The organism is Streptomyces sp. NBC_00443 (assembly GCF_036014175.1).
GTDB lineage: Bacteria > Actinomycetota > Actinomycetes > Streptomycetales > Streptomycetaceae > Streptomyces.
In genome coordinates, this window is sequence record NZ_CP107917.1 from 5,006,378 (window position 1) to 5,031,010 (window position 24,633).

The 24,633-nt window shown below is 68.4% G+C and carries 24 protein-coding genes and 1 tRNA gene; 16 read left to right on the plus strand and 9 right to left on the minus strand.

Features of this window, described 5'->3' with window-relative positions:
* The first annotated feature begins 219 nt into the window (after positions 1–219).
* The 4 genes from OHO27_RS22695 to OHO27_RS22710 all read left to right on the plus strand — a co-directional run bounded on the left by OHO27_RS22695 (position 220) and on the right by OHO27_RS22710 (position 3,548).
* Positions 220–684: a hypothetical protein gene (locus OHO27_RS22695; RefSeq protein WP_328426734.1), complete on the plus strand. Its 465-nt coding sequence runs from the start codon at positions 220–222 to the stop codon at positions 682–684.
* 316 nt (positions 685–1,000) lie between these two features.
* On the plus strand, positions 1,001–1,426 hold the full coding sequence (locus tag OHO27_RS22700; RefSeq protein ID WP_328426736.1) for a hypothetical protein: 426 nt from the start codon (positions 1,001–1,003) through the stop codon (positions 1,424–1,426).
* Positions 1,423–2,613 carry a hypothetical protein gene (locus OHO27_RS22705; protein WP_328426738.1) on the plus strand — a complete coding sequence of 397 codons (1,191 nt, stop codon included), beginning with the start codon at positions 1,423–1,425 and terminating at the stop codon, positions 2,611–2,613. Before OHO27_RS22700 ends, OHO27_RS22705 begins: the two co-directional genes overlap by 4 nt.
* Positions 2,614–2,778: 165 nt before the next feature.
* Positions 2,779–3,548 (plus strand): IS5 family transposase gene (locus OHO27_RS22710; protein WP_328430512.1). Its coding sequence is split into 2 segments (ribosomal slippage): positions 2,779–3,057 and positions 3,060–3,548, totalling 768 coding nucleotides; the frame shifts between segments, so codons are not numbered across the junction.
* A gap of 19 nt (positions 3,549–3,567) precedes the next feature.
* Here the strand turns inward: OHO27_RS22710 and OHO27_RS22715 are convergent.
* The gene (locus tag OHO27_RS22715) at positions 3,568–3,969 is read right to left on the minus strand and encodes a hypothetical protein (protein WP_328426740.1); all 402 of its coding nucleotides are present in this window, start codon (positions 3,967–3,969) and stop codon (positions 3,568–3,570) included.
* A 90-nt stretch (positions 3,970–4,059) separates the two neighbouring features.
* Here OHO27_RS22715 and OHO27_RS22720 point away from each other — a divergent pair, with 90 nt between their 5' ends.
* Positions 4,060–4,863 carry a tetratricopeptide repeat protein gene (locus OHO27_RS22720; protein ID WP_328426742.1) on the plus strand — a complete coding sequence of 268 codons (804 nt, stop codon included), beginning with the start codon at positions 4,060–4,062 and terminating at the stop codon, positions 4,861–4,863.
* A 388-nt stretch (positions 4,864–5,251) separates the two neighbouring features.
* Here OHO27_RS22720 and OHO27_RS22725 read toward each other — a convergent pair whose 3' ends face one another.
* The gene (locus OHO27_RS22725) at positions 5,252–5,443 is read right to left on the minus strand and encodes a hypothetical protein (RefSeq protein ID WP_328426744.1); all 192 of its coding nucleotides are present in this window, start codon (positions 5,441–5,443) and stop codon (positions 5,252–5,254) included.
* Between the two features lie 147 nt (positions 5,444–5,590).
* On the opposite strand from OHO27_RS22725, the gene OHO27_RS22730 reads away from it, so the two are divergent.
* The gene (locus OHO27_RS22730; protein WP_328426746.1) at positions 5,591–6,754 is read left to right on the plus strand and encodes a hypothetical protein; all 1,164 of its coding nucleotides are present in this window, start codon (positions 5,591–5,593) and stop codon (positions 6,752–6,754) included.
* A 546-nt stretch (positions 6,755–7,300) separates the two neighbouring features.
* On the opposite strand, the gene OHO27_RS22735 is transcribed toward OHO27_RS22730, so the two are convergent.
* The 3 genes from OHO27_RS22735 to phoU all read right to left on the minus strand — a co-directional run bounded on the left by OHO27_RS22735 (position 7,301) and on the right by phoU (position 10,592).
* Positions 7,301–8,011, minus strand: a complete 711-nt coding sequence (locus tag OHO27_RS22735) for a DUF899 domain-containing protein (RefSeq protein WP_328426748.1) — start codon at positions 8,009–8,011, stop codon at positions 7,301–7,303.
* A 151-nt stretch (positions 8,012–8,162) separates the two neighbouring features.
* Positions 8,163–9,131 (minus strand): alpha/beta hydrolase, encoded by a 969-nt coding sequence (locus OHO27_RS22740; protein WP_328426750.1) that lies wholly within the window; start codon positions 9,129–9,131, stop codon positions 8,163–8,165.
* A gap of 759 nt (positions 9,132–9,890) precedes the next feature.
* Positions 9,891–10,592, minus strand: a complete 702-nt coding sequence (gene phoU / locus OHO27_RS22745; protein WP_328426752.1) for a phosphate signaling complex protein PhoU — start codon at positions 10,590–10,592, stop codon at positions 9,891–9,893.
* Positions 10,593–10,948: 356 nt separating this feature from the next.
* On the opposite strand from phoU, the gene OHO27_RS22750 reads away from it, so the two are divergent.
* The gene (locus tag OHO27_RS22750; RefSeq protein WP_328426754.1) at positions 10,949–12,238 is read left to right on the plus strand and encodes a sensor histidine kinase; all 1,290 of its coding nucleotides are present in this window, start codon (positions 10,949–10,951) and stop codon (positions 12,236–12,238) included.
* Complete coding sequence (locus OHO27_RS22755) at positions 12,235–12,915, plus strand: response regulator transcription factor (RefSeq protein ID WP_015659563.1); 681 nt, start codon at positions 12,235–12,237, stop codon at positions 12,913–12,915. Before OHO27_RS22750 ends, OHO27_RS22755 begins: the two co-directional genes overlap by 4 nt.
* A gap of 146 nt (positions 12,916–13,061) precedes the next feature.
* On the opposite strand, the gene OHO27_RS22760 is transcribed toward OHO27_RS22755, so the two are convergent.
* On the minus strand, positions 13,062–13,778 hold the full coding sequence (locus OHO27_RS22760; protein ID WP_328426756.1) for a DUF461 domain-containing protein: 717 nt from the start codon (positions 13,776–13,778) through the stop codon (positions 13,062–13,064).
* A 623-nt stretch (positions 13,779–14,401) separates the two neighbouring features.
* On the opposite strand from OHO27_RS22760, the gene OHO27_RS22765 reads away from it, so the two are divergent.
* From OHO27_RS22765 to OHO27_RS22790, 6 genes are all read left to right on the plus strand, one after another.
* On the plus strand, positions 14,402–14,884 hold the full coding sequence (locus tag OHO27_RS22765; RefSeq protein WP_003953493.1) for a CarD family transcriptional regulator: 483 nt from the start codon (positions 14,402–14,404) through the stop codon (positions 14,882–14,884).
* A gap of 287 nt (positions 14,885–15,171) precedes the next feature.
* Positions 15,172–15,948: a 2-C-methyl-D-erythritol 4-phosphate cytidylyltransferase gene (gene ispD / locus OHO27_RS22770; RefSeq protein ID WP_328426758.1), complete on the plus strand. Its 777-nt coding sequence runs from the start codon at positions 15,172–15,174 to the stop codon at positions 15,946–15,948.
* Complete coding sequence (ispF, locus tag OHO27_RS22775; protein ID WP_328426760.1) at positions 15,938–16,459, plus strand: 2-C-methyl-D-erythritol 2,4-cyclodiphosphate synthase; 522 nt, start codon at positions 15,938–15,940, stop codon at positions 16,457–16,459. The genes ispD and ispF overlap by 11 nt, the downstream gene beginning before the upstream one ends.
* 122 nt (positions 16,460–16,581) lie before the next feature.
* Complete coding sequence (cysS, locus tag OHO27_RS22780; protein WP_328426762.1) at positions 16,582–17,982, plus strand: cysteine--tRNA ligase; 1,401 nt, start codon at positions 16,582–16,584, stop codon at positions 17,980–17,982.
* Between the two features lie 99 nt (positions 17,983–18,081).
* The gene (gene rlmB, locus OHO27_RS22785; RefSeq protein ID WP_328426764.1) at positions 18,082–19,023 is read left to right on the plus strand and encodes a 23S rRNA (guanosine(2251)-2'-O)-methyltransferase RlmB; all 942 of its coding nucleotides are present in this window, start codon (positions 18,082–18,084) and stop codon (positions 19,021–19,023) included.
* 134 nt (positions 19,024–19,157) lie between these two features.
* Positions 19,158–20,804 (plus strand): DoxX family protein, encoded by a 1,647-nt coding sequence (locus OHO27_RS22790; protein ID WP_328430513.1) that lies wholly within the window; start codon positions 19,158–19,160, stop codon positions 20,802–20,804.
* 291 nt (positions 20,805–21,095) lie between these two features.
* Here OHO27_RS22790 and OHO27_RS22795 read toward each other — a convergent pair whose 3' ends face one another.
* From OHO27_RS22795 to OHO27_RS22805, 3 genes are all read right to left on the minus strand, one after another.
* The gene (locus tag OHO27_RS22795; protein WP_328426766.1) at positions 21,096–21,827 is read right to left on the minus strand and encodes a nucleotidyltransferase family protein; all 732 of its coding nucleotides are present in this window, start codon (positions 21,825–21,827) and stop codon (positions 21,096–21,098) included.
* A gap of 102 nt (positions 21,828–21,929) precedes the next feature.
* Entirely contained in the window at positions 21,930–22,382 is a 453-nt protein-coding gene (locus OHO27_RS22800; RefSeq protein ID WP_328426768.1) for a hypothetical protein, read from the minus strand.
* Positions 22,383–22,617: 235 nt separating this feature from the next.
* A complete protein-coding gene (locus OHO27_RS22805) occupies positions 22,618–23,709 on the minus strand; it encodes an ABC transporter ATP-binding protein (protein ID WP_328426770.1) in 1,092 nt (363 codons plus the stop codon).
* A 217-nt stretch (positions 23,710–23,926) separates the two neighbouring features.
* Between OHO27_RS22805 and OHO27_RS22810 the strand changes: the two genes are divergently transcribed.
* Both OHO27_RS22810 and OHO27_RS22815 read left to right on the plus strand, forming a co-directional pair.
* Positions 23,927–24,001 (plus strand) — tRNA-Thr (locus tag OHO27_RS22810).
* Positions 24,002–24,232: 231 nt separating this feature from the next.
* Complete coding sequence (locus OHO27_RS22815; RefSeq protein ID WP_328426772.1) at positions 24,233–24,469, plus strand: hypothetical protein; 237 nt, start codon at positions 24,233–24,235, stop codon at positions 24,467–24,469.
* Positions 24,470–24,633 lie beyond the last annotated feature (164 nt).

Consider the following 24,633-nt stretch of genomic DNA (forward strand, 5'->3'; position numbering starts at 1 on the left):
CCTGTGCCGGACCGTCTCATTTTCCGTCTCATTCAGCTACGTTCACCGCCGTTCAGGAGGGTCCACCAGCAGAAGCCGTCTCGGCATACACCCGCCCATGAACCCAGGTGAACGACCCTGTACACACCCCAACACTCGACCAACACAGTTGGAAATCGTGTTGCCATCGGAGTCCGCTCACAGCCCACGGAGGACGGCAAGGCGTGATCAGCTTGGAGTGTGGAGACCATCATCGCCAGCGGCATAGCCGTCCTGGGAACGCTGCTTGGTTCGGGGATAACCCTGGCGTTCCAGCAGCGCACCGCCGACAAGAGCCACCAGTTCACCCGCCAGGAGAAGCTGCGACAGGAACGACTCGATGCCTTCTCCGCCTACGCCGGCGCATTGGTCAACTACCGCCGCTGCCTGGTTCACCTCTGGTTCTGCGAGCACGAACAGCCACCACCGGAGGACCCCGACACAGTACGGATCCGCGCCTACGACCTACGCTCCAACGCCCAAGAGGCCCTGTTCCGGGCACAGATGCTCACCGATGACGAAACGCTGAGCCAGGCCGCGGAGAACGTGCTCGCAGACATTACGACGCTGTCCAAGACAGCCAGCAGAACAGGACTCGACGATGCCAGGGTACGAACCCGTGACGACATCAGCCGACTGGTCAGAGCAGCCAAGCAACACCTATGAGGCACTTGCAGACGCGCCGGCTCGTAGTGCCCCACGCCGACAGTGACCGCACCACAAGCGCACCAGATCGAGCGGGGAACAGCGGGGAATCACGGTGAAAGCAGTCGAGCCCACAGAGGTGGCGAACCTGCCGTTCGAGCAGGTCGACGCCGACGACGGGCCCTCGATGCCCGCAGCTTCCCAAGCTGATGGTGTGAGGCGGGAGCCAGCGAGGAGCGAGTGAAACCTCGGCGGGTGATTCGGGCGTTTTGCCTTCACGGTGGGGGCAGTGTTTCTACGCTGGGTTCTTTCGGAGCCGCGCGCATCGGGGGATCAAGTGAGTGCTGAAATCGTGGCGTTGGTCGAGCAGGCGGGCCCGTACTTGACGTCTGCGGTGGGGGCGTACGGGGCAGCGGTGCTGACCCGAGCCCAGGACGTTGCCGCGGATGCCACTGTCGGTCTCGGGCAGCGGATCCTTCAGTTGGTCTGGCGCCGTAGGGACGAGGAGGGCCGGGCCGAGCTGGAACGGGTGGTGGACGAGGCCGCCGACGAACACGACGACGCGTATTCCACGGCGGTGCTGGGCAGGCTACTCAAACGCGCGTTGCAGGATGATGCCGGGCTGCGGGAGGAACTGGCCGCCCTGCTGCCCGCCCGGGCCGCGGGCTCGGTCACCATCAAGGCGTCCGGCGAGCGGTCGATCGCCGCCCAGCACATCGGCACCGCGATCACCGGGGACGGTCATCTCCCGCGACGGCCATGAGTGCGGACAACGCCCTGTCCCGGCCACGGATCGAAGCCGCGGGAGACCGCTCAATAGCGGCCGGACAGATCGGTACCGCTTACACCGGGGACGTGCTGCCCGCCGAGGCGTTGTATGCGCCGGACAAGATCACCGCGGCCCCGGGCACCTCGAACCTGCCCCCGGCCACCCTCTGTCTGGGCCGCGGGGAAGAACTGGCCTGGCTGCGCCGCACTCTCACCGACCGGCAAGAGGGCGCCATCACGCAGAGCGGCGCGGTGCACGGGCTCGGCGGGATCGGCAAGAGCGCTCTGGCCCTGCACTACGCCCACCGCCACCGCAGCGACTACGCCCTGATCTGGTGGATCAACGCCGGTTCGCCCGATGAGATCGAGACATCCCTCACCAACCTCACGCACACGCTGGTTGCTGGCTGGGCGGCCACGGCCGAACGCGCCGCGCAGCTGTCCTGGGCGATGCAGTGGCTGGCCTGGCACCCGGGGTGGCTGCTGGTCTACGACAACGTCGAGGACCCCGACGACCTCGCCCCGTACACCGGGGCACTGCATCGCGGGCACCACTTGGCCACCAGCCGCCGCGCGAGGGGCTGGCCCGACAGCGCCCCCACGCTGGCCCTGGGCACCCTCGACCCCGATGACGCCACCGCACTGCTGTGCCGCCTCGTCTTCAAGGACGCCACTCCCACACCCCGGCAGCGGGCCGAGGCCCACGCTCTCGCCGACGACCTGGGGCACTTTCCGCTGGCGATCAAACAGGCCAGCGCCTACCTCGCCCAGAACCGTGGCATCAGCCTCGCCGCCTACCGCCGCCGCCTGGGCGCCAAGCTCGCCAAGTCCGCCCACGGCATCGACGCCGAACGCACCATCGCTCGCATCTGGAACGTCACACTCCACGCCCTGGAGGAGGAGAACCCGCTGGCCGTACAGGTGCTTCACACTGCCGCCTGGCTCGCCCCCGACGACATCCCACACGTCCTGCTCACCCCGCCCGGTGCCAACCCGGACGACACCGCGGAAGCCATCGGCACCCTGGCCGCCTACAGCATGGTCACCGACACCGGCAGCGGTCTCAGCATCCACCGCATGGTCCAAACCGTCCTGCGCACTCCCCAAGGCACCGTCGGCATGCACTCAGAGCGTCACCTCCATGGACGCGACCGCGCCGAACAAGCGTCCTGCGCCATCTGACCCCGCACCCGGGCCAGGGCAACACCACCGACACTCAGTGGGACTCCCTTAGAACTCGTAACACGATCTTGTTGAGATGCCCTGGTCGGGCGTGACCGATGTGAAGATTCGGCCGTTCGGGAGGGTGTGAGTACTCGGCCATGGATCGTGGATGACGACTTGTGGATGCTGATCGAGCCGCTGCTGCCGCCCTGGCCGGAGCGGTCGCCGGGGCCGCGCCCGGTCGCGGACCGGCTATGTCTGCAGGGAATCCTGTACGTCCTCCACAACGACATAGCCTGGCAACTGCTGCCGCTGGAGTTGGGGTTCGGCTCCGGGCAGACCTGCTGGCGCAGGTTGGAGCGGTGGCAGCAGTCAGGTGTCTTCAACCAACTGCACCGGATCCTGCTCGCCGAACTGAACGCCGCCGGCGAACTCAACTGGTCCAGGGCGTGCGTGGACGGCTCCCACATCCGCGCGAAAAAGGGGGAGCCGACACCGGTCCGTCGCCGGTCGACCGGCGGAAGACGGGCAGCAAGCACCACTTGATCTGCGACGGACGCGGCACCCCGCTCAAGGTCATCACGACTGCTGCCAACGTCAATGACGTCACCCAGACCCTCGCCCTGGTCGACGGCATCCCGCCCGTGGCAGGGCGTCCCGGCCGGCCACGCCGCCGCCCCGACTCGCTGCTCGGCGACAAGGGTTACGACTCCAACCCCAGCCGCGACGAGCTGCGCAAGCGCCGGATCCTGCCGGTCATCTCCCGCAAGGGCGCCCCGAACATCAAGGGGCTGGGCAAACTCCGCTACGTCGTCGAGCAGACCTTCGCCCTGCTCCACCAGTTCAAACGCCTTGCCGTCCGCTGGGAACGCCGAACCGAACTCCACGACGCCTTCGTCTCATTGGCCTGCAGCCTCATCTGCTGGAGGCGACTGAAGAAGCACCGGTCATGATCGTGTCACGAGCCTCTAGCTACAACTCACACCACTCACCCAGAGGGCCGGCCGCCTGCGTCTGGGTGAAGTCGTGCACCAGGTCCCACGCCCGATCGGTGTCCAGGACAAACTCGCCCGTGAACGCGGCGAGGTCGTCCATGATCGGGACTTCGACCTCGGCACCCGAGGGCACGGTGCCGTCTCCTACGAGCAGAGACATCCGCTCGGCGTCACTCATCAGATGGACAACCGCGTGATCACCTCGGAAGGCCAGGACCAGCACCGGGAACTCTTTGTTCGGCAACCGAACCTTGACGTACCCCTGGCCGCAGGAACGCAGGTCGTTGAAGCGGTCTGACAGGTCCTTCACCTCTGAACGTCTCTCAACCGGATGGAACAGCCCAGATTCCGGCGACGTCGCCGCCCACATCACGCTCATCCAGCCACTCTTCCCCACACAAGCCGTCGCCCGCGATCTAGGCCCACGCTCCCACGCTCCACCACAACAGGACTACTGGGACTGGGCCGCATGATCGTGTTACGAGCTCTTACGCCTCATCTGGTCACCCTCGCCGCCAGCACACCGCTCAGACACCACGACACCCCCCTTGCCGAGGCATATGCCACTGCCGCCAACCGTCTTTACCAGCAGGGCCACACCGCGCGCACTATCCCCCTATTTGAGGCCATTCTTGCCGAGCGGGAGCACGCCCTCGGCGACACCCACCCTGACACCTTGCTCATCCGCAACAACCTTGCTAGTGCCTACGAATCGGCGGGGGATCTGGGGCGGGCCATCCCTCTGTACGAGGCCACCCTTGCCCAGCGCGAGCAGGTACTCGGTGACACCCACCCCAACACCCTGACTAGCCGCAACAGCCTCGCCGGCGCCTACGAATCGGCGGGGGATCTGGGGCGGGCCATCCCTCTGTACGAGGCCACCCTTGCCCAGCGCGAGCAGGTACTCGGTGACACCCACCCCAACACCCTGACTAGCCGCAACAGCCTCGCCGGCGCCTACGAATCGGCGGGGGATCTGGGGCGGGCCATCCCTCTGTACGAGGCCACCCTTGCCCAGCGCGAGCAGGTACTCGGTGACACCCACCCCAACACCCTGACCATCCGCAACAACCTTGCCAACGCGTACCAAGCGGCGGGGGACCTGGAACGGGCCATCCCCCTGCACCAGACCACCCTCGCCCAAAGCAAGCAGGCCCTCGGCGACACCCACCCCCACACCCTGGCCAGCCGCAACAACCTTGCCAACGGTCGTAAAGCCGCCCAAGCGGTACAGCAGAGAAGTACAGCAACCTCAGCAACCGACCATGACTGACAACTATCCTGAGCAACCGAACGGCGGCCTCTATGCCCCTTGTTGACCGGTCTCTGTAGAGCTACGGATCAGATGCTGTTCTGCTGCAAGCTCCACCAGACCGCAGCATCGGTGAGTGTCTAACTGCGTGACAACGCCAGCGGATAACGGCGGACGAGCGCGAACACCTGCGGACAATCAGCGCAGGCTGGAGGTACAGCAGCCCAAGCATGAGCGTGCGCCCAAGTTGCTTCGGGACGAAGAAGTCACCGCGCAATGTCTTGTCCACCGCGGTTCCGCCGTCGCAGGTTGCTGACGCCGGCCTGCCCACCATCAGCGCCGGAAAGCAGAAGGGCCCACCGACTTCATCGGCGGACCCTCGCGAAAGATCGTCACTTCTGCGGGAAGGTCACAGCGTCCAGGGGGCGAGGAGGTGGCAGTCCAGGATCTTGTGGGCTGTCTTCCGGCGGGATCGGCTGGGGTGGAACAGGGCGACGTGCACGATGACGACGTACACGGTGATCCAGATGTACAGGGCCGTGATCAGTGCCCAGGACAGGGGGCCGGTCGTCGGGAGGAGGTCGGTGAAGGTCATCAGCATGGGTTCTCCTGGTTCGTTGCCGGGCCGTGTAGTCCGGCGGTTCCCCAAGAGCACCACGTGCGGGGCACCTGGCCTTGGTGAAGGTGGGGGGGCTCTATATCTTCCGAAGCCACGTCCTCTTGTGGCGGGAGTGGGTAGATTCGCGCCATGTCTTCTACGGCTGGTCCGGTATCCGCTGATCAGCAGCTCATCGACCACGCGCGACAGCACGGCTACGGGGTGTCGACAAAGCAGCTCGCGTCCTGGCGGCGGGCCGGTCTATTGCCAAGGCACAGGGTGCGGGCATTGGGCCGGGGGCGCGGGAGTGCGTCGGTTCCGGCCGACGAAGCATTCGGCTTGGTCGTGGCGCTCGCCCGGTTGGCCCGGCGTGGTGCTCGACCGTTTCATTTGGTGCTGGCCTTGTTCGGCGAGGGACATCCGGTGCCGGAGCTCGCGGTGCGGGAGGCCTTCGGGCAAGCCGTCCGGGGTCTTGGTACCGGTCTCGGTGACGAGGGTCCGATAGCCCGAGAGGACGAGGAGGAGTGGGCGGAGCGTGTCGCCGACGAGGTGGTCGCCTCCGGTCAGCGGGTCCGACTCGTTCCCGCTCGGGCCCGCCGGATCGATGAGGGAATCATCCGGTGCATGCGTAACCGGGGTGTGGTGTGGCCTCCGCCGGAGCTGGCTGAGCTGGACCTGAACCCAGACCCTCCGAATCTGTCCGACAGCGATGTTACGGCTGCGGTAGTGACCACGGTGCTGCGCGGGGGTGCCGCCATCACGCCGCAGGGAATCGGTGATGTGCTGCGGGCCATGCAGCCTACGGGGTGGTACAACCCATGGGCGTCCTTGGCTGAATACACGGTCGTGGACGTCCCGGATCTTGCCGAGGAGGTGTTTTCCCCCGATGGCGGTATGAGCACCCTCCCCGACCGCCCTGTCCTCGACACCCTGCTGTGTCTGGCGGAGACAGCGACCCTGGATGATCTACGGGACGCTTGGGAGGCGAGCGGAGCGACCCGGGAATGGGCTATCGACCTGTGCGTACGAGTCGAGGCGGAGATTGAGGCCAACCTGCTGGATGACGCGGCCTACGAATGGATGATGGGCAGAACCCTTGGGATGGGAATGCTGCTGATGGCCGACGTGAGTAAGCGTCACTGGTCCCCGGCGGACCAAGCGTCGACTTCCGTGGGTCTGTTGATGATGCGGCAGGGGTTCCGCTATCTCGATGAGAAGGTGCCCGGCTGCGAGTGGGAGCTGCTCGAATCCCCCGCCATGATGCCACCCCCGCTACTGCCGTTCTTCCGGGCCGGTCTCGGCCGCTCCGGGTGAGGACATAGCCTCGCGCTTTCATGAAGCGGGCTGTCCGAGGGGCGCTCTGGAAAGCGGAGAGTGACTTTGAACAGCGATTTTCGATGTCAAGAAGACGCTCTCCCGGACGACTACTACAGCGCGGCGTGCGTACAGGAACATGCCGCCTGACTGCTCGCCTGGTCAGCGGAACCAGCAGCGTGGCCGAGGCGAGTGGGAGCACAGCGAGGAACACACGCGCGAGGCCAGCAGGCACCCCCGCCGTCGTGGCTGACTGCCATCAGCTGAGCTTCAGGCGAGGCATGTCGAGGGCGTGGGCCGTCGTCGAGCGTGCCGAAGCTGGGCCGTCCCTGGGCCGTCCGAGGCCGCTCGGCAGTGGCCAATGACGACCAACGACGACGACCAGGCGCACGAGCCCACCGCCTCTGATCAGCAACAACCCAGCTCACCAAGATCCCCGACAAGACCCAGGGCAAGAAGAAGTAGGTTCCATGATCATGCCCCTGAGCTGCGCAAAAGCGCGACTCAGGGGCATTTTCTGGCCTGGGCCACTGAGGGCCCTGGGCCCTAATCCCCATCCGCAATAGGGGTCGCGCCGTACCTGTCGTGGTAGTTCCACCAGAGATACGGCGGCGTCTGCGGATAGCCCTGCGGTGAGTCCTCCCATTCCTCCTGCCGTCCGAGCGCCGTGATGTCGAGGTAGTTCCAGGTGTTGCCCATCTGCTCGTCGCCCCGGTCGGACACGAAGTAGGTGCGGAAGATCCGGTCGCCGTCGCGGATGAACGCGTTGGTCCCGTGCATCTGGTCGACACCGAAGTCGGTGTCGAAGCCGTCGGTCAGGCTGTACCAAGGGATGAGCTGCCATCCCATGCGCTCCTGCAGCCCTCGAATGTCGGCCTGCGGTGCACGCGACACAAAGGCCAACGTCGTGTCCCGCGCGTTGAGATGTGCCGGGTGCGCCACCTGGTCGGCGAGGAACGAGCAGCCGTCGCACGCCCGCTCCGGGTAGGAGCCGCCCGTCGACGGATACGTAGTCACGTCCGGCGCGTAGAACGCCCGGTACACGATCAGCTGTCGACGACCCTCGAACAGGTCGAGCAGGCTCAGTCCGCCGGCCGATCCCTCGAACCGGTACTCCTTGTCCACCGCCATCCACGGCATCCGCCGACGCTTCGCGGCGAGGGCGTCGCGCTCCCTCATGAGCGCTTTCTCTTCGACCAGGAGTTCCTGTCGGGCTGCCTCCCACTCTTCGGGCGGGACGATCGGCTGCAGAGTCATGGGTTTCCTCGAGTTCCAGTCGGGAGTGCGGGCGTCGTCCATCGTCACCACGGGCGACGCTCATGCTGACGCCTCTGCGCGCCCGACCGGGGACGCGCATGTCCACGCGTCCGACGGCGTCGGACAAGCGCCTTGCAGCCGCCGATGTCCGTCAGTGGGCAGCGGTCCCAAGGGCATCCCGCAGCAGCGAGATGGCCTGGTCCACGGCTGCTCGGGTTGCCCTGGTCTCACTGAGCGAGTTGAGCATCATGAAGTCGTGCACCGCGCCGTCGTAACGCACCGTTGTGACCGGGACGCCCGCTGCCCGCAGCTTGGCGGCGTAGGCCTCGCCCTCGTCGCGCAGTACGTCGGCCTCGTCCACGATCAGCAGGGCGGGCGGCAGGCCGTCGAGTTGCTGGGTGGTGGCGCGGTTGGGAGAGGCGGTGATCTCCGCCCGCTGGTTCGGGTCGGTGGTGTAGGCGTCCCAGAACCACTCCATGGCCTTGCGGCTGAGGTAGTAGCCGGTGTCGAACTGCTCGTAGGACATGGTGTCCATGGCCGCGTCCGTGACCGGGTAGTACATCGACTGGTGCACGAAGGTGACGTCACCGCGCTCCTTGGCCATCAGCGCGAGCGCGGCCGTCATGTTCCCGCCGACCGAGTCGCCGGCCACTGCCATGCGCCGGGCGTCCAGGCCCTTGGACGCACCCTCACGCTTGATCCACTGTGCGGTGGCGTAGCCCTGCTCGATGGCCACGGGGTAGTGGGCCTCCGGTGAGGCGGTGTACTCCACGAAGACCACTGCGGCGTTGGCACCGACCGCCAACTCCCGCACCAGGCGGTCATGGGTCGCGGCGTTGCCCAGTACCCAGCCGCCGCCGTGCATGTACAACACGACGGGCAGTGTTCCGGTGGCGCCCTGCGGTTTGACTATGCGCACCCGGACGTCACCCACGGAGGCGGCTACGGTGATCCACTCCTCGTCGACCGGAAGCTTGTCGACCGGCGCGGCCTGCAGGTCGTCGAGGACCTTGCGCGCTTCGGTCGGCTTCAGCTCGTACAGGAACGGATGGTGCGAGGTCGCGTCAGCCAGATCCTGCGCCGGGCGCTCCAGGATGATCGAGGCAGATTGAGCAGTCATGGCAATGCTCCTGGCAGTGCGGAGAAGCCCAAAGTAAAGAGCGGCGGACGCGTGGTGACTGCCCTGTGGGCGTCTACGTCGCCGCGGGGCCGGGCTGTGGGCGGAGCCCGGTCTGGCCCTCGATAGGGCGATATGCTCCATCCTAAACGCGCGCCGTACAACCCTCGACCGGAAGCAGACGAGGTATCGGGGCGTGCAGAGGCAGGCGTGTGTCAGCACCGTCCATCCCGCTGCGTGCCCCGTCCCGTAGACGCTGCGGCGACGACGGCAAGGCGACGACGGCAAGGCGGCGACGGCAGGGCGGCGACGGCAGGGCGGCGACGGCAAAGGGCCCCGCCGCGAATCCGCACCGGAGCCCTGACCGCCACACACAAGATCCACGGCAGATCCACGGCGCCACACGCCGCGCTGCCTCCACGTCCTACACCTACACCCCCCTCACCCTCACCGTCACCCGCACTGGCAAGGATTCCCCGACTGGCACCCGCACCCGCAGCCGGAGCCGCAGCCGCACGCGGCAAAGAGCGGGAGGCTCCTGATGTCGGCGGGCTGTTCGGTCGGGCTTGCCTGGGTGGGGTCGGGGGTCGTACCGGGAGTGCTGGGGGATTCGGCCATGGTCCCTCCTCGGGGCTGGTGCCTGTGCCCATTCCATGCCCGCCCCGCTGGGCGCATCAACGGCGCACGGAGGCTTGCACACGCCCCGAACAGACCCCCCGCACTACCCGCACTCCCGGGCGTACCCGGACCGCTCAGTACGCCTCAGGCGCCCTCGGTGCCCGAAACCGGCTGAATGTCCGGCTGGATGTCGGGCTGCAGCTCATCGGCGTGCTCACCCGTCACCAGGAACACCACACGCTTCGCCACGGCCACCGCGTGGTCGGCGTACCGCTCGTAGTAGCGGCCGAGCAGCGTCACGTCGACCGCCGTCTCGATGCCGTGCTTCCAGCGCTCGTCCAGCAGGTGCTGGAAGAGGGTGCGGTGGAGGAGGTCCATCGCGTCGTCGTCCTGCTCCAGCTGGAGCGCGAGGTCGACGTCCTTGGTGACGATCACCTCGGCCGCCTTCGCCATCAGGCGCTGCGCGAGCTGACCCATCTCCAGGATGGTGGCGTGCAGGTCCTGCGGAATCGCGCGCTCCGGGTAGCGCAGCCGCGTGAGCTTCGCCACGTGCTGGGCCAGGTCGCCCGAGCGCTCCAGGTCCGCCGACATACGCAGCGAGGTGACGACGATACGGAGGTCCGTCGCCACCGGCTGCTGGCGCGCCAGCAGGGCTATGGCCCGGGCCTCCAGGTCGTGCTGGAGGTCGTCGACCTTCTGGTCCGCCTCGATCACGCTCTCGGCCAGCTTCAGGTCGGTGTCGAGGATCGCCGCCGTGGCGCGCCCGATCGCCGAGCCGACCAGCCGGGCCATCTCCACCAGACCGTCGCCGATCGAGTCCAGTTCCTCGTGGTACGCGTCCCGCATCAGGGTCCCTCTCTAACGTATGCCTCGGGGGTTCCGGGGCCAGGAGACTGTCGTCGGACCGGCAGTCCTGTAGTCGGATCTTGTCGAATCCCGTTGAACCGGAAGTCTGACCGTCATGCCCTCCGACAGTAAGACTGTCGCGAAAACGTCAGTCGGACTGTCGTGAAACCGCCAGTGTGATCCCAAGCTAAACCGCCTGTGCGAACCCCACGCATCCACGATCCGGTCCGTACGCGTCCGTTTCCGCCACCACAAATGAACCAGCACTGGCTCCAAGGTGAACTCTGGGCGACGAGTGTTCGAGGTCGCACTCCGACGGCTGTGGCCACTGCCTGCGACATGCCTAACCTGGGTGCATGGACGTGAACGCGGCGGTCGCCGCAGCGGCAGCGATCGCCGGGGTGCTTACCGGTGTCATCGCCATGCTGGCGTTCCGCTGGAGCGAACGCGACCTGAAGCGACCCACCCGAACCTCTCTGCACACCGACCCGGTCCTGCCGCCCGGCGTGGACACGGTCCTGTCGGTGCTGCGCTCCTCCGCAGTCGTACTCGACGAGGGGGACGCCGTCGTCAAGGCAAGCTCGGCGGCGTACGCCCTCGGTCTGGTGCGCGGCGGCAAGCTCTCCGTCGAGCCCATGCTCCAGATGGCCCGGGACACCAGACGCGACGGTGAGATACGGCAGGTCGAGCTGGATCTGCCCAGGCGTGGCACCGGACGCGGCGAGGCCCTCGCCGTGTCCGCTCGCGTCGCGCCCCTCGGCTCCCGCCTGGTCCTGCTCCTCGTCGAGGACCTCACCGAGGCCCGGCGGATAGAGGCCGTGCGGCGTGACTTCGTCGCGAACGTCAGTCATGAGCTGAAGACACCGGTCGGTGCGCTCTCCCTGCTGTCCGAGGCCGTCATGGACGCCTCCGACGACCCGGAGGCCGTGCAGCGCTTCGCCGGGCGCATGCAGATCGAGGCGACCCGGCTGACCAACCTGGTGCAGGAACTGATCGACCTCTCCCGGGTGCAGAACGACGACCCGCTGGAGGACGCCGAGCCCGTCCGCATCGACGAGCTCGTCGCCGAGGCCATGGACCGTTGCCGGCACGCCGCCGGGACGAAGCAGATCACCATGGCCGCGGGCGGCACCACCGACCTCAGCATCTGGGGCAACCGCGGCCAGCTCGCCGCCGCGCTCGGCAACCTCGTCGAGAACGCCGTCAACTACTCGCCCGCCCGCACCCGCGTCGGCATCGCCGCGCGCCGGATCAGCGCCCCGGGCGGGGACAATATCGAGATCGCCGTGACCGACCAGGGCATCGGCATCTCGGACAAGGACAAGGAGCGCATCTTCGAGCGCTTCTACCGCGTGGATCCGGCCCGTTCCCGTGCCACAGGCGGCACCGGCCTCGGTCTCGCGATCGTCAAACACGTGGCCGCCTCACACAGCGGGGAGGTCACGGTGTGGAGCTCCGAGGGACAGGGCTCCACCTTCACCCTGCGGCTGCCGGAGGCGGGTGCGGCCCGCGACCGCGCACAGCAGCACCCCGATCTCGACGACGAGGCCGGGCCGTCCGCCGCCCCATCCCATCACCGCACCCCCGATTCATCCGCTGACTCAACCGCGTACGAAACGCTTTCCGCCCCGGAGGTCCTTCCGTGACCCGTGTGCTCGTCGTCGAGGACGAGGAGTCCTTCTCCGACGCCCTGTCATACATGCTCCGCAAAGAGGGCTTCGAGGTCGCCGTCGCGACCACCGGGCCCGACGGACTCGACGAGTTCGAGCGCAACGGCGCCGACCTCGTCCTCCTCGACCTGATGCTGCCCGGCCTGCCGGGCACCGAGGTCTGCCGCCAACTGCGCGGCCGATCCAACGTCCCGGTGATCATGGTCACCGCCAAGGACAGCGAGATCGACAAGGTTGTCGGCCTGGAAATAGGAGCCGATGACTACGTCACCAAGCCGTTCTCCTCGCGCGAGCTGGTCGCCCGTATCCGGGCCGTCCTGCGCCGCCGCGGCGAGCCCGAGGAGGTCACCCCGGCCGCTCTGGAGGCCGGTCCGGTCCGCATGGACGTCGACCGCCACGTGGTCACGGTCTCCGGCTCCAAGGTCGACCTCCCGCTCAAGGAGTTCGACCTCCTGGAGATGCTCCTGCGCAACGCGGGCCGGGTCCTGACCCGTATGCAGCTCATCGACCGCGTCTGGGGTGCCGACTACGTCGGCGACACCAAGACCCTGGACGTCCACGTCAAGCGCCTGCGCGCCAAGATCGAGCCGGACCCGGGCGCGCCCCGGTACCTGGTGACGGTCCGCGGCCTCGGCTACAAGTTTGAGCCGTAAACCGCTGCCGTGGTGAGGACGCGGCCGTAAGGACGGCGAACACGGTCGCCACGTACGTCGAAGGGCGGGACCTCCGATTCCGGGGGTCCCGCCCTTTTTCTACGACTGTCCAGGTGCCGTACGACGATCCGGCGCCGTACGGCCGCTCAGTGTCCGGCGACCGTCTGCGAGGCGCTGTCGCTCGGGGTCGCCGCGTTGCCGGCCGCTCCGTCCCCGGCCGCCCCGCCGGTCTCCGTCGCGCTCCCGGACGCACCGCCGGTCGGAGTGGCCCCCGCTCCCGCTCCCGCGCCCTCGCCCGGGGTCCCGGTCGGGGTGCCCGTCGGCGAGGACGTGGTCTCCGGCGCGGCCGGGACCTCGCTGGGGCCCCAGCTCTCGAAGAAGCTCTCGGCCGGGACGACGAAGGCGCGCAGGCTCACGTCACCGGTCTTGCTGAAGGTGAAGGTGATCTTCTGCGCGTTGCCGTCCTGGATGGCCTCGCGGCTGCTGGGCAGCACGGCGGCGGCGTTGTCCTTGCCACCGATGATCAGCGAACCGCCAGCCGGGATGGTCAGGCTGCCGCCCTTGGCGGGCTTGAGCTCGGCACTCTTGGCGGTGCCGTCCACCTTGATCGAGTCCAGCGTCTGCGCGGAGCTGCCCGAGTTGAACAGGGTTGCGGAGATCGCGGCCGGGCCGGTCGACTCCAGGTCGGGCTGGGTGATGACGATGGCGTTCTGGATCTTGATGTCGCCGACGCTGGTGGCTGCGTTGTCCGGCTTGATCTCCAGGGTCTGTGCGTTGTTGCCGGCCGCGCACGCGGAGAGCGCGGCGATCGAGAACGTGATGGCGGCGGCGGCGAGGGCGCCGCGTCGAAGGCTGCTGCTCACGGCGGCGGCAACTCCTTGACTCGAACGGGGGGCGCGTAGTGCCGCCCTAAGTGTCTGTCAGCGGCCTTAGGTTACCGAGCCGTTCCCGCGCTACCGCACCCGACCCTCCCCCGAGCGGCGATGAGCCGTGGAAGTACGTCCGAAGCGCCTCTTCCGCCACCCGTTCCTTCACCCGTAAGTGGCCCGGCAGTCACTTTGCCCGGACCTCTGTCCGTCATTCACATAAGACGTCTCGCAAGTCCTCGCGCAAAATTTCCGTGAAGGAATGCGCGACCCTCCCGGAATTGATCACCGGATGTGCCGCCGACCTGGCTGTGATCAATTTCGGATTCGCCCGGGAGGTGACTCGAGGCGCCGAACGGAGTAGCGGAAGTCGCACACTTGGAACCGGACATATGTGTACGTTCGGCCGCTCGGAGGCGCCTCTGGATGTGTGTAACGTACGCGTTTCACCCCGCCCGCAGAGCCGCTCCCACCTGCGAATACTTTCTTCCGCTCGGCCCGCGCAGCACGTTCCTGTTGGAGTTGTCAAGCCCCGAGATATGCCCTGACCTGCGAAAACGCCATTCAGAACCCGCAGTTTCCGTGTTACCCTGGATAGCCACGGAAGGGGTACCTGTCACATGACGTTCAAGGTTGGCGACACCGTGGTCTATCCCCATCACGGGGCCGCGCTGATCGAGGCTATCGAAACTCGCCAGATCAAAGGCGTGGACAAGACCTACTTGGTGCTGAAGGTCGCCCAGGGTGACCTGACGGTACGTGTGCCAGCGGACAATGCGGAGTTCGTCGGCGTGCGTGATGTGGTCGGTCAGGACGGGCTGGACCGGGTCTTCGAGGTGCTGCGCGCGCCGTACGCCGAGGAGCCCACGAACTGGTCGCGTCGATACAAGGCAAATCTGGAGAAGCTCGCCTCCGGCGATGTCATCAAGGTCGCGGAAGTGGTGCGTGACCTGTGGCGTCGTGAGCGCGAGCGCGGACTCTCCGCCGGTGAGAAGCGCATGCTCGCCAAGGCCCGCCAGATCCTGGTGAGCGAGCTCGCCCTCGCGGAGAACACCAACGAGGACAAGGCCGAGGCGCTGCTCGACGAGGTTCTCGCGTCCTGACGCGGTACATCCGCCTCAGTTTCAGCACACCAGTTTGCGCAGCGTGCTGAATTTTTTTCAAAGAAGTGCCGCGGTGCCCGATGACGTAATTGCTGTCGCCGGGCGCTGCGGCATGTTCGCTCACAGGCGCGGTATGTCCTACCTCGGGGGCGCCCCCGATACTTGATGTGCCGGGTCCGGGCAGCCGACTCGACCGATGTCACGGAAGGGTTCGGTCAAGAAAGGCCCACCCGGCACGCTTGAGGCCATACCCACGTAGGCAGAGCACACAAACCTGACAGGAACCGATGTCTGACGTTTCGCGTCCTTCGCCCACGGGTGTCCCCGCGGACACGCGTGCCGGGGCCCGTACCGCCGTCGTGATCCCGGCCGCCGGAAAGGGCGTACGCCTCGGTCCGGGCGCCCCCAAAGCGCTGCGCGCGCTGAACGGCACGCCCATGCTCATCCACGCCGTGCGCGCGATGGCCGCGTCCCGCGCCGTCTCCCTGGTGGTCGTCGTGGCCCCGCCCGACGGCGCCGCCGAGGTCAGGAGCCTGCTCGACGCGCACGCGCTGCCCGAGCGCACCGACTTCCTGGTGGTCCCCGGCGGCGAGAGCCGCCAGGAGTCCGTGAGGCTCGGCCTGGACGCGCTGCCGCAGGAGCACGACATCGTCCTGGTGCACGACGCGGCCCGCCCGCTGGTACCGGTGGACACGGTGGACGCGGTGATCGAGGCGGTACGGGACGGGGCGCAGGCCGTGGTCCCCGCGCTGCCGCTCGCGGACACGGTCAAGGAGGTCGAGCCGGCCGGCGTCACGGGCGAGCCCGAACCGGTGGTGGCCACCCCGCAGCGCGCCCGCCTGCGTGCCGTACAGACTCCGCAGGGCTTCGACCGCGCCACGCTGATCCGCGCGCACGAGACGGTGAGCGACGACGTCACCGACGACGCGAGCATGGTCGAGCAGCTCGGCCTCACCGTCGTGGTCGTGCCCGGCCACGAGGAGGCCTTCAAGGTCACGCGCCCGCTGGACCTGGTCCTCGCGGAGGCGGTCCTGGCGCGCCGGAGGCTGAACGATGGCTTCTGACGCATCCGGCCTTCGGCTGCCGCCGGGTGAGCCCCTGCTTCCCCAGGTCGGCATCGGCACCGACATCCACGCCTTCGAGGAGGGCCGCGAGCTGTGGTGCGCGGGCCTGAAGTGGGAGGGCGAGGGGCCGGGTCTCGCCGGCCACTCCGACGCGGACGTCGTCGCCCACGCCGCCTGCAACGCGCTGTTCTCGGCGGCCGGCCTCGGCGACCTGGGACAGCACTTCGGCACGGGGCGCCCCGAGTGGTCGGGCGCCCCGGGCGTCGTACTGCTCACCGAGGCGGCCCGGATCGTGCGCGAGGCGGGCTTCCGGATCGGCAACATCGCGGTCCAGGTCGTCGGCCCCCGCCCCAAGATCGGCAAGCGCCGCGACGAGGCGCAGAAGATCCTGTCGGAGGCGGCCGGAGCCCCGGTGTCGGTGTCGGGCGCGACCACGGACGGCCTCGGCTTCCCGGGCCGCGACGAGGGACTGATGGCGGTGGCGACGGCGCTGGTGGTCCGGGTCGGCTGAGGCCGGTCGGCGGGCCGTCCCAGCGGCGGCCCGACCCGCCCCCACCGGCCTGCGCGTGACCACGAACGACCAAACCGTACTTACGCACCAGGGCACTCCCATCCGCCCACTACCCTGGTGTCGTGACTATTCGCCTGTACGACACCAGCGCCCGGAAGATCCGTGACTTCACCCCGCTCCAGCAGGGCTGTGTCTCGATCTACCTCTGTGGCGCCACCGTGCAGGCCGCACCGCACATCGGGCACATCCGCTCCGGCCTCAACTTCGACATCATGCGCCGCTGGTTCGAGTACCGCGGCTACGACGTCACGTTCATCCGGAACGTCACGGACATCGACGACAAGATCATCTGGAAGGCGGAGCAGCAGGACCGCCCCTGGTGGTCCATCGGCTACGAGAACGAGCGCGCCTTCACCGACGGCTACACCGCCCTCGGCTGTCTCCCGCCGACGTACGAGCCCCGCGCCACCGGGCATGTCACCGAGATGGTCGAGATGATGCGCGGGCTCATCGAGCGCGGACACGCCTACGAGGCGGACGGCAGCGTCTACTTCGACGTCCGCTCCTGGCCCTCCTACCTGGAGCTGTCCCGGCAGGACCTCGACGAGATGCGGCAGCCCACCGAGGAGGGCATCACCGGCAAGCGGGACCCGCGCGACTTCGCGATGTGGAAGGCCGCCAAGCCCGGCGAGCCCGACTGGGAGACGCCGTGGGGCCGGGGCCGCCCGGGCTGGCACCTGGAGTGCTCGGCCATGGCGCACAGGTACCTCGGCTCCGCCTTCGACATCCACGGCGGCGGACTCGACCTGATCTTCCCGCACCACGAGAACGAGATCGCTCAGGCCAAGGCCTACGGCGACGACTTCGCCCAGTACTGGGTGCACAACGCCTGGGTCACCATGAGCGGCGAGAAGATGTCGAAGTCGCTCGGCAATTCCGTCCTGGTCTCCGAGATGGTCAAGCAGTGGCGCCCGATCGTCCTGCGCTACTACCTGGGCACCCCGCACTACCGCTCGACGATCGAGTACAGCGAGGAGGCCCTGCGCGAGGCCGAGTCGGCGTTCGCACGCATCGAGGGCTTCGTGCAGCGCGTCGTCGAGCTGACCGGGCACGTCGTCGAGCCGTCCCCCGAGGTGCCGCTCGCCTTCGCCGAGGCGATGGACGACGACCTCGGTGTCCCGCAGGCGCTGGCCGTCGTCCACACCACCGTCCGCCAGGGCAACAGCGCACTGGCCGCCGACGACAAGGAAGCCGCCGTGGCGCGCCTCGCCGAGGTCCGCGCCATGCTCGGCGTCCTCGGCCTGGACCCGCTCGATGAGCTCTGGGCCGGCGAGTCCGATCGCGGCGAGGACCTCCACGGCGTGGTCGACGCCCTGGTCCGCATGGTCCTCGACCAGCGCGAGGCGGCCCGCTCCCGCAAGGACTGGACGACCGCCGACGCCATCCGCGACCAGCTCAAGCAGTCGGGCCTCGTCATCGAGGACGGCCCGCAGGGCCCTCGCTGGACCCTCGGCCCCCGCTGACGGATTCCGGTCCCCGGAAGATCGATTGTGCCGCCCGGGCCTCCGGGCGGCACACTGCATAGACGTACATAAGAACGCTTCACGACAGACAGGTAGGTCATGGCCGCGAACAACCGCCGCATGTCCGGCAAGAAGGGCGCGCAGGTCGGCAGTGGCGGCCAGCGACGCCGGGGCCTCGAGGGCAAGGGCCCGACGCCGCCCGCCGAGATGCGCAAGGGACACAAGAAGAACCGCGTCGCCAACGCCAAGGCGAAGCAGACCGCACGCCGCCCCGCTCCCAGGGGCCGCGGCGGCAAGTCCACGTCCGAGCTCGTCGTCGGCCGTAACCCGGTCGTCGAGGCGCTGCGCGAGGGCGTGCCCGCGAGCACGCTCTACGTCCAGCAGTTCATCGACAACGACGAGCGCGTCCGCGAGGCCCTCCAGCTCGCCGCCGAGCGCGGCGGCATCAACCTCATGGAGGCCCCGCGTCCCGAGCTGGACCGCATGACGAACGGCCTCAACCACCAGGGTCTCGTCCTCCAGGTCCCGCCGTACGAGTACGCCCACCCCGAGGAGCTGGCCGACGCGGCCGCGGACGAGGGTGAGGACCCCCTCATCGTCGCCCTCGACGGCGTGACGGACCCGCGTAACCTGGGTGCAGTGGTCCGCTCGGTCTCCGCCTTCGGCGGCCACGGCGTAGTCGTACCGGAAAGGCGAGCGGCCGGCATGACGGCCGGCGCCTGGAAGACATCGGCCGGCGCCGCGGCCCGCACCCCCGTCGCCCGCGCCACGAACCTGACCCGCGCCCTGGAGGCGTACAAGAAGGCGGGCATCGTGGTCGTCGGCCTCGCGGCCGACGGCGAGGCCGAACTCGGCGACCTGCAAGCCCTGGAAGGCCCGGTCGTCATCGTGGTCGGCAGCGAGGGCAAGGGCCTGTCCCGACTCGTGGGCGAGACGTGCGACTTCCGTGTCCGCATCCCGATGCCGGGCGGCGCGGAGTCCCTCAACGCCGGTGTGGCGGCGGGGATCGTCCTCTACGAGGCGGCTCGCCGACGCGGCTGAACACGCGTCCGTGGCGTCACCCGTGCGGGGTAATTCCGGTGACAGTGGTGCGACCTGCGCATCCTTGACGGGGTCCGGACAGATCGGGCCGGTCAAGGCAGTGTCCTAAGCACACGTCACTCGGTTAGTTGAGTGTGGACACCAGAACACCCCGCACACCCACGGGGGACCGCTCGTCGGGATACGACGACGCTCCCGCGCTGAGCATGGTGAAGGTGCCGAGCGATCCGGCGCAGATCATCGTCAATCACGCGAGTTTCCGCGTGTTGCTGGGCGCGTCGACCGGGCGCACCAAATCCCCCCGGATCGCACGGCACTTGAGCGCCACCGAGGACACCACCCGCATCCCCGTCGTCGGTGCGGCCGGCAGAGCGGGCGCGGCCACCGGCGCCCGCCGCCGAGTCGCCGTCTGGAACGGCACCTCCGCGCCCGACGACACCGGCGCCCACCGCCTGCTCCAGGCCGCGCGGGACGGCAGCGTCCGTCACGGCGAAGAGCCGGCCCCCGGCCTCGGCGGAGCCACCCAGGTCATCCCACGGGTCGACGTCGGCGGCTATGACGGCTATGACACCGGCTACGACGACGACTTGTCACGGACCGTCGAAACGCCGATCGTCGGCGCCCAGCGCACGCACGAATCCCTCGAGACCCGGCTCCTGCCCAACATGCGCACGGTCGAGAGCGCATACGACGAGGAACTCGTCTACGACGACGAGGAGTTCGCGGAAGACCCCCACGGTACGCACGCAACCGACGCGCCCCTCAAGCGGCCCGGTGGCGGCGACGACCCGGCCCGGCACGCCTATTACCCCGGCCGCCGCATGAACCTCGGCGTCGTCCTCCTCCCGCTCCGGGTCTTCCTCGGCTTCATCTCCATCTACGCCGGCATGGGCAAGCTCTGCGACCCCGTCTACTTCGACGGCGGCAAGCGCGGCTCGATGGTGAAGTGGCTCAACACCCTGCACCCATGGGAAGTGGCCGAGCCCCTCCGCCAGTTCGCCCTGGAGCACCCGGTCGGCTCAGGCTTGGTCATCGCCTTCTTCCAGGTCATCGTGGGCGTCCTCACGGTTCTGGGATGCTGGCAGCGGGTCGCCGCGATCGTCGGCGCGCTGCTGTCGGCCGCGCTCCTGGTCACCGTCAGCTGGAAGAGCGTCCCGGTCTACGACGCCCCCGACATCATCTACCTCGCCGCATGGTCGCCCCTGATCATCGCCGGTGCCCCGGTCTACTCGATCGACGGCCGCCTCGCGGGTATGGCCTGGCGACGCCTCGGCCCCCGCGCCGACATCTGGGAGCTCCGCAGTCACGTCCTGCGCCGCGGCGCCCTGGTCACGCTGATCGTCACCGGCCTGACCCTCCTCGTCGGCTCGCTGCTCGGCGGCGCTGTCCGAGACGCCGACCGTATCGTCGTCCCCGGTCCCGGCGAGGCCCCGCGCAACGAACTCCCGGGCTCCCCGCTGCCGCAGGAGCCCGGCCAACGGCACAAGAAGACGCCGTCGGCCTCCAACTCGCCCACGCAGGGCGCCACGTCGGGGGCGGCCACGCCGTCCGGCGCCGCGACGACGCCGGGCGCGACCAGCGACACGGGCAGCGCCGGGGCGGGTACGCCCAGCCAGACGCAGGGCACCGGGGGGCAGGCCCCGCCCCAGCAGTCCACTCCGGCCGACGAGGCGCCCAGCACCAGCACCGGCCCGACCTCCGGGGGCCCCTCCTCGGGCGGCGGCTCCACGGGCGGCTCCGACGCCGACGAACCCGGCCTGGTGGGCGGCTTGTTGGGGTAACCCTGCCGGTGGACCTGGCTCCTTCGTCCACCGGCTGACCCGAGCAGCACAACGCAGATGGGCCCCGCACACACTTCGTGTGCGGGGCCCATCGCTACGCCAGACCTTTCGATGCCTTCTCGACGCCGGTCCGGGCATTTCAGCCCGTCTGGGGGTGCCCCCTCTGGGGGAGTTCGAGGACGAGGCCGTTCAGGCCGATAGGGGGTCCAGGGGGCGCAACCCCTGGCGGGGTTGAAGGGGGCGGGGGCGGAACACGCCGCCGCAGGCATCCCGCCCCAACCGCCGGAGGCGTCAGCGCCCCAGCGCCGCCAGTTCCTTCGCCGCCTCCGTCAGGTCCTTCGCCGTGTCGATGGCTCGCCAGTAGGCGCCCTGCGGGATCGGGAACCCGGCCAGGCGGCGTTCGCGGGCCAGGTGGGGGAAGGTCGTGCGTTCGTGGTCGCCGCGCTCGGGGAGGAGGCCGGCGAAGGCGGGGGAGAAGACGTACACGCCCGCGTTGATCTCGAAGGTCGACGGCGGCGACTCGATGAAGTCCGTGATGTGTCCGAAGCCGTCCGTCTTCACCGCACCCCAGGGAATCCGCGGTCGCGCGAGCGCCAGCGTCGCGACCGCGTCGCGCTCCGCATGGAAGTCCGCCATGTCGCGCAGCGAGAAACGGGTCCAGATGTCACCGTTGGTCGCGTACCAGGGCCGTTCCGGATGCGGCAGATGCGCCGCCGCGTACTTCAGACCGCCACCCCGCCCGAGCGGCTCCGTCTCCACGACGGTCGTGACCCGCACCGGCAGCTCGGCCGACTTCAGCCAGTCCTGCAGCACCTCGGCGAGATGCCCACAGCTGACCACCACGTCGGTCACGCCCTCTTCGGCGAGCCAGGTGAGCTGGTGGCCGATGATCGGCGTCCCCGTACCGGGGATCTCCACCATCGGCTTGGGCCGATCGTCGGTGTACGGGCGCAGCCGGGAACCCTGGCCACCGGCCAGGACAACGGCTTGAACGGGGCGGGACGCGGCGTTCGGATCAGTCATGACCGAACTGTACGCGGCGCCCCGCTCACGGCATTCACCTGCAACCGTTCCTTAATCAGCCGTGACGGTCCGGAAGCGGAGTGTTCTCCGAAAAGGGGATGTCTAGCCCGCAGCGACCCCTGACGCGAACGCGGTGTCGCAGACGGGCCGGGCATACGACTGCGCCCGCGTCGGCCCGTACACACGGACCGCCGCACGCCCCAGTGCACGGGCGATCGAGGCGCAGTGCCGCCCCAGCGACGGGCGGTCGTGGACGGCCTGCTGGAGGTGGGTGAGGGCGACGCCCGGGTCCTCCTCCTGCAGCTCGGTCAGGAGCTGGTCGCGCAGCACGTCCTGAGCGGCGCGCGGAGCGGCGTTCTTGGTGTCACGCGCGCTCGAGACGTCGGTCGCGGTCAGTACCGAGTCCGAGGGGTTCCCCGACCAGTTGACCCGGGTGACTGCGAGCGTCCCGGAGAGCACCAGGACGACGGGCAGGACGAGGGCGAGAGTGCGGCCGAGCTGGCGGGCGGGGCCCCGCTGGCCGCGTCGTGTCTGTTGGATGGTGGAGTGCTTCACGCGAGTGAGGGTAGCGTTCAGTACTGATATGGCGACATTTGGTCACCGTTTCGAGGGACGAAGAGGTGCCTCTTCCCCTGCGGCGTGTTGACGTACAGCACTCGAAATGGCCGGGTATGCCGGGGTATTTGTCGACAACGACAAGGGCCCCGCAGCGCTCTGCGGGGCCCTTGTCGTCAACCTGGGTGAATTACCCGGGGTTGTGCTGCCTTTACGTCCGGCGGTCGGCGTTCTCTCAGTCGGAGAGCCGCGCGCCCGTGGAGGTCGCGAACACGTGGCTCTCGCCGGCCCGCGGGACGACGTGCAGCGTGCTGCCCTTCTCCGGGACGTCACGGCCGCTGACACGGACGACGAGGTCCTGGGAGCCGTCGCCGCCGACCTTGGCGGTGCCGTAGACGTACGCGTCGGCGCCGAGCTCCTCGACGACGTTCACGGTGACCGCGAGGCCCTGGTCCGAGTCGGCGCCGGCCACGTCGAAGTGTTCGGGACGGACACCGACGGTGACGGTCTTGTCGGTGGCGGCGGACAGCGCGTCGCGGTCGACCGGCACCACCGAGTTGCCGAACTTCACGCCGCCGTCGGTGATCGGGACCTCGACCAGGTTCATGGCCGGGGAGCCGATGAAGCCGGCGACGAAGAGGTTGGCCGGGCGGTCGTACATGTTGCGCGGGGTGTCGACCTGCTGGAGCAGACCGTCCTTGAGGACCGCCACGCGGTCACCCATCGTCATGGCCTCGACCTGGTCGTGGGTGACGTAGACGGTGGTGATGCCGAGGCGGCGCTGCAGCGACGCGATCTGCGTACGGGTGGACACACGGAGCTTGGCGTCCAGGTTGGACAGCGGCTCGTCCATGAGGAAGACCTGCGGCTCACGCACGATGGCGCGGCCCATCGCGACACGCTGGCGCTGACCGCCGGAGAGCGCCTTCGGCTTGCGGCCGAGGTACTCGGTGAGGTCGAGGATCTTCGCCGCGTCCTCGACCTTCTGGCGGATCTCCGTCTTCGGCACGCCGGCGATCTTGAGCGCGAAGCCCATGTTGTCGGCGACGGTCATGTGCGGGTACAGCGCGTAGTTCTGGAACACCATGGCGATGTCCCGGTCCTTCGGCGGCAGGTGCGTGACGTCGCGGTCACCGATCCGGATGGCGCCGGCGTTCACGTCCTCGAGCCCCGCGAGCATCCGGAGCGAGGTGGACTTGCCGCAGCCGGACGGGCCGACCAGAACGAGGAACTCCCCGTCCTCGATCTCGATGTCGAGCGCGTCAACAGCGGGCTTCTCGGTACCCGGGTAGGTCCGGGTCGCCTTGTCGAACGAGACAGTGGCCATGATGAATGGGCCCCCTTCTACCGGCAGGAACGTGCCGGACGATCCGTTGTAGGAAGGTGGTTGGTTTAGTCCACATGTGCGGACTGGCTCTGGACGGTACCTGGCGTTCGCCTGATCTGTCAGTACCCGGGGGCATGTGAACTTCGCGGAAATTTTCGACAGGGCCCACTCGGAACCTGGGTACACTGCTCGGGCGCGTGCGCGACAGCGCGCGCAGGCCTCCTTAGCTCAGTTGGTCCAGAGCGGCTGTCTTGTAAACAGCAGGTCGTCGGTTCGAATCCGACAGGGGGCTCAATCAGCGGGGCGGTGTCGATGACACCGCCCCGCGGTTCGTTTTTCATCCCCTCATTTCATTCGCCCGCCGAGCGACTTCGCCGGTCCGCGAATGCACCTTCGAACACCCTCATGTCCCCGCTGGGACACGGGACATGCTCAAAGTGGAATAGCATCGCTACTGCTAGTGTTCGTTCAGTCACAGTAGGCAATCAGCCTCAATGTACATGTAATGAAAACCGAGGGTTCCATGCGCAAGCTTCACCAGGTCATGATCGTTGCGGCGGCGGCCGGCGGGCTGTCCGCCATCGGTGCCGGTACCGGTGTCGCGTACGAGAGCGGGCCGAGCGTGTCCGACCTCTACCGCCCCTACCAGGAGTGCAGCCCGCAGACGGTTGGCGAGGCCTCCATTCCGGTCGCGGTACTCGGTCTGTCCGAGACCTTCGACACCACTTGCGGCCAGTTCAACAACGCCTTCACTGGCTGAGGTCGGCGGCTTAGTCGTGCGCGACGCCTTCCGCGGGCCCCTTCGGGGTCACCCCCGAAGGGGCCCGTTCATGTGCGGCTGCCCGGAGCGCGAGGCCGCTCCGTGGGCCCGTATGCGTTCGCTGCTGTCCTGAACTCCGGCGCACCGATGAGCGGTTGGTCCCC